We start from the raw sequence: 6,273 nt of genomic DNA on the forward strand, positions 1-6,273 counted from the left end.
TGGATCATCAAATACCTCCTTATATTAACGCTTACTACAACCTTCTGACTCAGCCTCTTTTAAAATTAGCTCTATTTTATGAAAACCTAGTTGTTTTGCATGCTGTAACGGTGTGACTCCATCTCTATCAGTAATATTCAAATTTGCCCCATAATCCACTAATAGTTGAACGATTTCTTGATGTCTCTCACCGCCATTCCCTAAAATGACGGCTTCCATTAAAGCTGTCCAATGTAAATTGTTAATATGATTGATATCAATATCTGAATGGTTTAGGAGGACACGAACTACTTCTACATGACCCCGTTCGGCAGCGGGGATAATGGCCACTCCTCCGAAGCGGTTCGTCAATTTCGTATTGGCACCAGCAGCGATGGCTAATTTCACGATTTCTAGAAAACCTGATGCCCCTGCATGGAGGAGTACATTTTCTAGATGATTATCTTGAATATTTACGTCCGCATCATGCTGAATAAGAGCCCTTACTGTTTCCACCTGATTATAATAAGTGGCTGCTACTATCGCCGTTCTGCCTAATTGATCGGTGGCATTGATATCGGCCCCTTCTTGTAGAAGTGTTAGGACTTTATCAGTTTCTCCATTTGCAGCGGCAATAATTAAATGATCGCTCATCTCTATCACCTTCTCTTTCCATATTATAAAAATATGGTAACACGTAACATCTAGAGCGAATAATATGAAAAAAATATACTACGCTTAGCTTTTACATATAGTAAGACACGCTCTTTAGTATATTTATAAAACATTTAAATCGTCTTCTTAGCATAATAATTGTTAATTCTGCACAGATTTAAAATTATTAAAAATATTTTCGGATAAGTTTATGCTTTTTTAAGAAATTATTTAGAGGGAGTTTAACAATTCATTTTAATATAAATTATGAAAGCTACAGCAAGCCTTTCAAGAGATAGGCGGGTGTAGTTAAAAAATATAAAGCAAAAATGGAGGTAAGTAGGTATGAAAAAATTATTGATTGTATCTGTTGCAGCAATGGCACTACTTGCAGCATGTCAAGATAAGGAGCCTGCGAAAGGCAACACTTCAAATAGTGAGGAAACAAAAACGGAAAGCGCAGCTACAGATAATACAACGAAAGAACAAGCACAGAAGGAACTAACAAAGGGTCAAGAAATGGCTACTATTCTTAGTGCTACAAACTGGCAAGGTACAAAAGTATACGATAAAAATAACAATGATTTAACTGAGGAAAACTCAAACTTTATTGGCTTGGCTAAATATGATGTGAAGACAGGTCATTACGAATTCTTTGATGCTACTACTGGTGAAAGTCGTGATGATAAGGGAACATTTTTCATTACAAATGATGGGAAACAAAGAATCTTAATTTCTGAGTCCAAAAATTATCAAGCGCTTGTAGAGATCACAGAATTAAACAAAGATATTTTCACTTATAAACGAATGGGTAAAGATGCTGCTGGTAACGATGTAGAAGTCTTTGTAGAGCATATTCCTTATCAGGAAAAAGAGCTTACATTTACAGATCCAGACAAAACTCTTAATGCGGCTACAGGTGATATCGTAACTGATGTAGATGGTGATGAAATTTTAGCGAATACATTGTGGCAGGGCACAGTTGCTTTAGATGAAGATGGTAATGATGTAACCGAATTTAATTCAAATTTCATTAGTATTGCAAAATACGATGCAGAAACGAATAAATATGAATTCTTTAATCCTGAAACAGGCGAGAGTCGCGGCGACTATGGTTACTTTGACGTCATTCATGATAATAAAATCAGAGCACACGTTTCACTTGGTGATAATAAATATGGTGTGGCTCTTGAAATTACTGAAATGAATGAAAAGAAGTTTACGTATAAACGAACAGGTAAAGATAAAGATGGAAATGAGATAACTGTGTTTGTTGAGCATGAACCATATGAAGGGGAATATAAACCAGAATTTACACTGCAATAAAATTGTTTATCCTCCCTCTATATAAAATAAATTAAAAACTCTCAAGTTGAATACTTGTGAGTTTTTTTTTCTTTATGGCATAGTTTATCCACTAACTTCGTACACTAAATGTAAAAGGGTGGTGGATATGGGTGAAGCGCTGGCTGGCACTAGGAGTAATTATGCTTATGAGTATAGTGTTCGTGGCATATGAAACAAATGCTTCGGACCGTAACTTCTTTTTACCAGACCCACTTGGTGGCATAAAGATTGTCATTGATGCAGGGCATGGTGGAGAGGATGGAGGAGCTTCGAAGGGCGAAGTCATTGAAAAGGATATTACACTTGCAATTTCTCAGCATGTAGAGAAGAAATTGAAGAAGAAAGGCGCAACAGTCATCATGACAAGAACAAAAAGTGGTGATGTTATTGATGAACATGCGCCATCAGAAAAATATGGAACATTAAGAGAGCGTAAAAAACAAGATATCTTTTTAAGAAAGGATATTGTAGAGAAAGAAAAACCAGATGTGTTTATTACCATTCATGCCAATGCGATTCCGGAAACAAAATGGCGTGGTGCACAGGTGTTTTATCATAAGGAAGGACATGCTGACGGTGAGATCCTTGCAAAAAGTATTCAAGAGTCGATTCGTACTAATTTAAAAAATACAGACCGAGAAGCATTGTCTATTAAGCAGATCTATTTACTGAAAAAAGCAGAAGTACCTGCGGCATTAGTAGAGACTGGATTTATTAGTAATGATGAAGAGCGAGCGTTATTAACAGATAAGAACTACCAAGAAAAAATGGCAGATGCAATTGTTGAAGGTATAGAAGAGTATTTATTAGCCAAAGTTGAGTAGAGCAACATCACAACGTAAATTAAATCATTTATGATATACTAACATGGAGACAATATAAGGGGAGTGTTCGTCGTGATTACTGAACAACAAGTACGAGAAATACTAGGACAACTACAAGATCCATTTTTACATAAATCGCTTGCAGAAACAGATGGTATTACAAACGTAGCAATAAAAGAAGAAAAAAATCATGTCAGTGTAAAAGTTGCGATTGCTAAATTGAATACACCTGAACAATTACAACTACAAATGAAAATTGTTGAGATGTTAAAAGAAGCGGGTGTAAATACGGTTGGTATTCGTTTTGAAGAGCTATCAGCAGAAAAGCTTCAAAGCTTCCGTGGCACAGCAACAGAATCTGAAGCACAGGATATTTTATCACCGCTTAGCACAGTTCAAGTTATTTCAATTGCTTCGGGTAAAGGTGGAGTAGGTAAATCTACAGTTTCGGTTAACTTAGCAGTTGCCCTAGCTCGTCTAGGCAAAAAAGTGGGCTTAATCGATGCAGATATTTACGGTTTTAGTGTGCCCGATATGATGGGTGTAACGGATATGCCTAAAGTAGTCGATAATCGTATTTTCCCAGTAGATCGCTTTGGTGTAAAAATGATTTCAATGGGCTTCTTTGTAGAAAATAATGCTCCTATTGTATGGCGTGGCCCGATGCTAGGTAAAGTATTAGATCAATTCTTCCGTGATGTAGAGTGGGGAGAGCTTGACTACCTATTATTAGATTTACCACCTGGCACAGGTGATGTTGCATTAGATATTCATCAAATGTTACCTTCATCAAAAGAGATTGTAGTCACAACGCCTCACCCAACAGCAGCATTTGTTGCAGCTCGTGCAGGTGCCATGGCGCTACAAACGGACCATGAAATTTTAGGTGTCATTGAAAACATGGCTTGGTTCCAATCGAAATCAGGTGAAAAAGAGTTTGTCTTTGGGCAAGGCGGAGGTCCTAAACTAGCAGAAGAGCTACGTACGGAGCTACTTGGTCAAATTCCACTTGGTCAACCAGATTGGACTGATGCTGATTTTGCACCGTCTGTATATGCTGAAAAACATACTACTGGACAAATTTATTTAGACATCGCGACGACAATCATTGAAAAATTAAATAAATAATAAAAAACGGATTTCCATCCTTTGAAGGAAATCCGTTTTTTTAATAATCCCACGATTATTCAGTGCCTTTTTGCTCCTTATCAGCGCTGCCACCGCTTTCACCACTTGCTTCTTTCTTATCGCCACTTCCAGATGAAGTTGTTTCGCCACTCTTTTTAATTAGCTCTTGCCATTTTGATTGCATTAAAGGGCTTTCGATCGTTTCCTTCACTACTTCCTCCATCTGCTTTCGCATATTGGATGATTTAAGGATAGTCTCTAGCTGTTTCTGCATATCAGGCTGTCCAAAAAAGGCTTCCATATCCTTTTGGAAAGTTGGATCTTTTATTAAATCCTTCATAATATCCTGTTGCTGTTTTTGCATACTTTTTGCAACGGTTTCCTTAAACTTTGGATCTTCAAAGGTTTTCTTCCAAAAGTCTTCAGCTTCCTTGGAAAGTAATGTTTCCTCAGTAGCTTTTTTCACTTCATCATGCTCTAAAATCAACAGCTCACGGAAACTTGGCTCTTCTAAAAGCTGTCGCAATGCCTTTTTACCGTCCTCTGTTTGTAAAGAGTCAATCATGATTTTTTTTATTTCATCATAGGACATAGTAGAGGTTTTATCTTGTGAACAGGCAGAAAGAAATAGCATTAGAATCAGTAATAAGGTGAATTTTCGCATCGACAATCAGTCCTTTCTATAGATAGACTCTTTCAATTATTGTTCACATTTCTGATGACTTTATGTATTGGGAAAGATGAGAAATAGCTTTTTTAACAATGCATTGATAAAATAAGGACAGATATATTGAGAAATTGGGGGACTTTTAGTTGTGACGATACGAAATTGGGCAAAGTTTTTCTTCTTTGCAATGCTCGTTGGTGGGGTAGTCAACGGAGTTTTTAGTTTATTTATTCGCTGGGATTTCTTCCAACCATACATAGCAAACGGTCATTGGGGAGAATTTTTCGCTGGACTGTTATGGATGGTCTTCTTAGGATTTACAATGAGTGTTATTGCACAGGCTGGCTTTTTCGCTTATTTAACACTCCATCAAGTAGGTGTAAATATCTTTAGAACACTTACATTGTGGAATTGGGTACAGCTTTTACTCATTGCAATTACTATTTTTGATATTATTTTCTTCCGTTTTGTACCTGGTGTAAAGGATGGACAAAGCTGGTTGTTTTATGTTGGATTATTAATTGTCCTCATTTTTGGAGCCATAGCTACAGCCGTTCAAAAAGTAAAGTTAACAGGGAAAAAACATGTATTCATTTCTGCTCTGTTCTTCATGATTGTCATTACAACCCTGGAATGGACAATTGCGTTAATGGGTCGTGATGAAAATATCAATGAATACGTCGCGTTATTATTATTCCCGTTATTGGCGGTTAATGCATATCAATTATTAGTATTGCCAAAATATAATGCAAAATCTGATGAGGATCGTCAAAAATTAGAAGCACGCCGCAAAGCGCGCCAAGAACAAGCAAAAAATGCTTAAATGAAAAAATTGCCTCCTACAAAATAGAGGCAATTTTTTTTATGGAGATTTTTTAGTTTGTACTTTATAGCCAAATATATTTTCCTCAATCGACATAAACTTATGTTGCTGTATGAAAGTATTAAGTTCTTTAAAAGTAATGGAGCTATCTTGGTGTAATGGAACAAAGACAAAGTCACCTTTCTGGAGTTTTGGTGTTTTCTCACCCTGCCAAATAAGGGATGGAGATAGCAAATTCATTTGTTGCTGAAACAAAGATTTTTGTAAGTCTTGTGAATACTGGTGATTCCGAGTAGCAAACCAAAGTGGCTTTTCCTTCAAATATTGTTCATAAATATCAATATCCTTTTGTACAAGCTTAATGTTAATAGGTTCCTCTATTGAATCCTCTGGTCCGAGTAGTCCTGTAGGTAATTTCCGTTCTTGAATAATTTTTATATGGTCTGGGGAACGCTTGATCCAATCTGTATCTAGAAGAAGAAGCGGATAAGGCTCTTTTACCGTTTTAAGCCAATCCATTAGAGACTCATCAGAGAAAGAAACCTCGACAACAAGAGATGTGCCGTAATGACCTTTTGTAACGACAACTGGTGCGTTCGCAATATTAAATACAGAAATCATCGTAGAATTTATAGGCTTTAGAAAAACAAAGAGAATTCCGATTAGAAGCAGTGAAATCAACGTTTTACGGATCATAATAACAACCTCGTTTCTATAATTTAAAATAAAAAATAAGTCTCTTTAAAAAAACTTATGATTTAGTGTTGACTTTCATGAATAATCGATGTTATTATGTATAAGTCGCCAAGAGGTGACAGTGAAACAAACAACATGAACCTTGAAAACTGAAC

At 36.4% G+C, this 6,273-nt stretch carries 6 protein-coding genes and 1 pseudogene; 4 read left to right on the forward strand and 3 right to left on the reverse strand.

Annotated features, from left to right (window positions below):
• Positions 1 to 24: 24 nt before the first annotated feature.
• Entirely contained in the window at positions 25 to 633 is a 609-nt protein-coding gene (locus tag PI85_RS17565) for an ankyrin repeat domain-containing protein (protein WP_036121550.1), read from the reverse strand.
• Between the two features lie 447 nt (positions 634 to 1,080).
• Here PI85_RS17565 and PI85_RS17570 point away from each other — a divergent pair.
• From PI85_RS17570 to PI85_RS17580, 3 genes and pseudogenes are all read left to right on the forward strand, one after another.
• Positions 1,081 to 1,959: pseudogene (locus PI85_RS17570) on the forward strand (DUF4822 domain-containing protein); the annotation flags it as partial.
• Positions 1,960 to 2,090: 131 nt separating this feature from the next.
• Positions 2,091 to 2,804, forward strand: coding sequence for an N-acetylmuramoyl-L-alanine amidase (locus PI85_RS17575; protein ID WP_008175554.1), 714 nt, complete (start codon positions 2,091 to 2,093; stop codon positions 2,802 to 2,804).
• A 72-nt stretch (positions 2,805 to 2,876) separates the two neighbouring features.
• Positions 2,877 to 3,932 carry a P-loop NTPase gene (locus PI85_RS17580; protein ID WP_036121544.1) on the forward strand — a complete coding sequence of 352 codons (1,056 nt, stop codon included), beginning with the start codon at positions 2,877 to 2,879 and terminating at the stop codon, positions 3,930 to 3,932.
• 55 nt (positions 3,933 to 3,987) lie between these two features.
• On the opposite strand, the gene gerD is transcribed toward PI85_RS17580, so the two are convergent.
• Positions 3,988 to 4,596 (reverse strand): spore germination lipoprotein GerD, encoded by a 609-nt coding sequence (gerD, locus tag PI85_RS17585; RefSeq protein ID WP_036121541.1) that lies wholly within the window; start codon positions 4,594 to 4,596, stop codon positions 3,988 to 3,990.
• Between the two features lie 151 nt (positions 4,597 to 4,747).
• Here gerD and PI85_RS17590 point away from each other — a divergent pair, with 151 nt between their 5' ends.
• A complete protein-coding gene (locus PI85_RS17590; protein ID WP_025116423.1) occupies positions 4,748 to 5,422 on the forward strand; it encodes a KinB-signaling pathway activation protein in 675 nt (224 codons plus the stop codon).
• A gap of 39 nt (positions 5,423 to 5,461) precedes the next feature.
• Here the strand turns inward: PI85_RS17590 and PI85_RS17595 are convergent, their stop codons facing one another.
• On the reverse strand, positions 5,462 to 6,118 hold the full coding sequence (locus PI85_RS17595; protein WP_036121535.1) for a hypothetical protein: 657 nt from the start codon (positions 6,116 to 6,118) through the stop codon (positions 5,462 to 5,464).
• Between the last annotated feature and the right edge of the window lie 155 nt (positions 6,119 to 6,273).

Origin of the sequence: Lysinibacillus sp. A1, assembly GCF_000801965.1 — a bacterium.
In the GTDB taxonomy this organism is placed as follows: domain Bacteria; phylum Bacillota; class Bacilli; order Bacillales_A; family Planococcaceae; genus Lysinibacillus; species Lysinibacillus fusiformis.

Bases quoted from the DNA above. Each gene is read 5' to 3' on its own strand.
- gerD (WP_036121541.1), bottom strand. From the start codon at position 4,596: ATGCGAAAATTCACCTTATTACTGATTCTAATGCTATTTCTTTCTGCC.
- PI85_RS17565 (WP_036121550.1), bottom strand. From the start codon at position 633: ATGAGCGATCATTTAATTATTGCCGCTGCAAATGGAGAAACTGATAAA.
- PI85_RS17595 (WP_036121535.1), bottom strand. From the start codon at position 6,118: ATGATCCGTAAAACGTTGATTTCACTGCTTCTAATCGGAATTCTCTTT.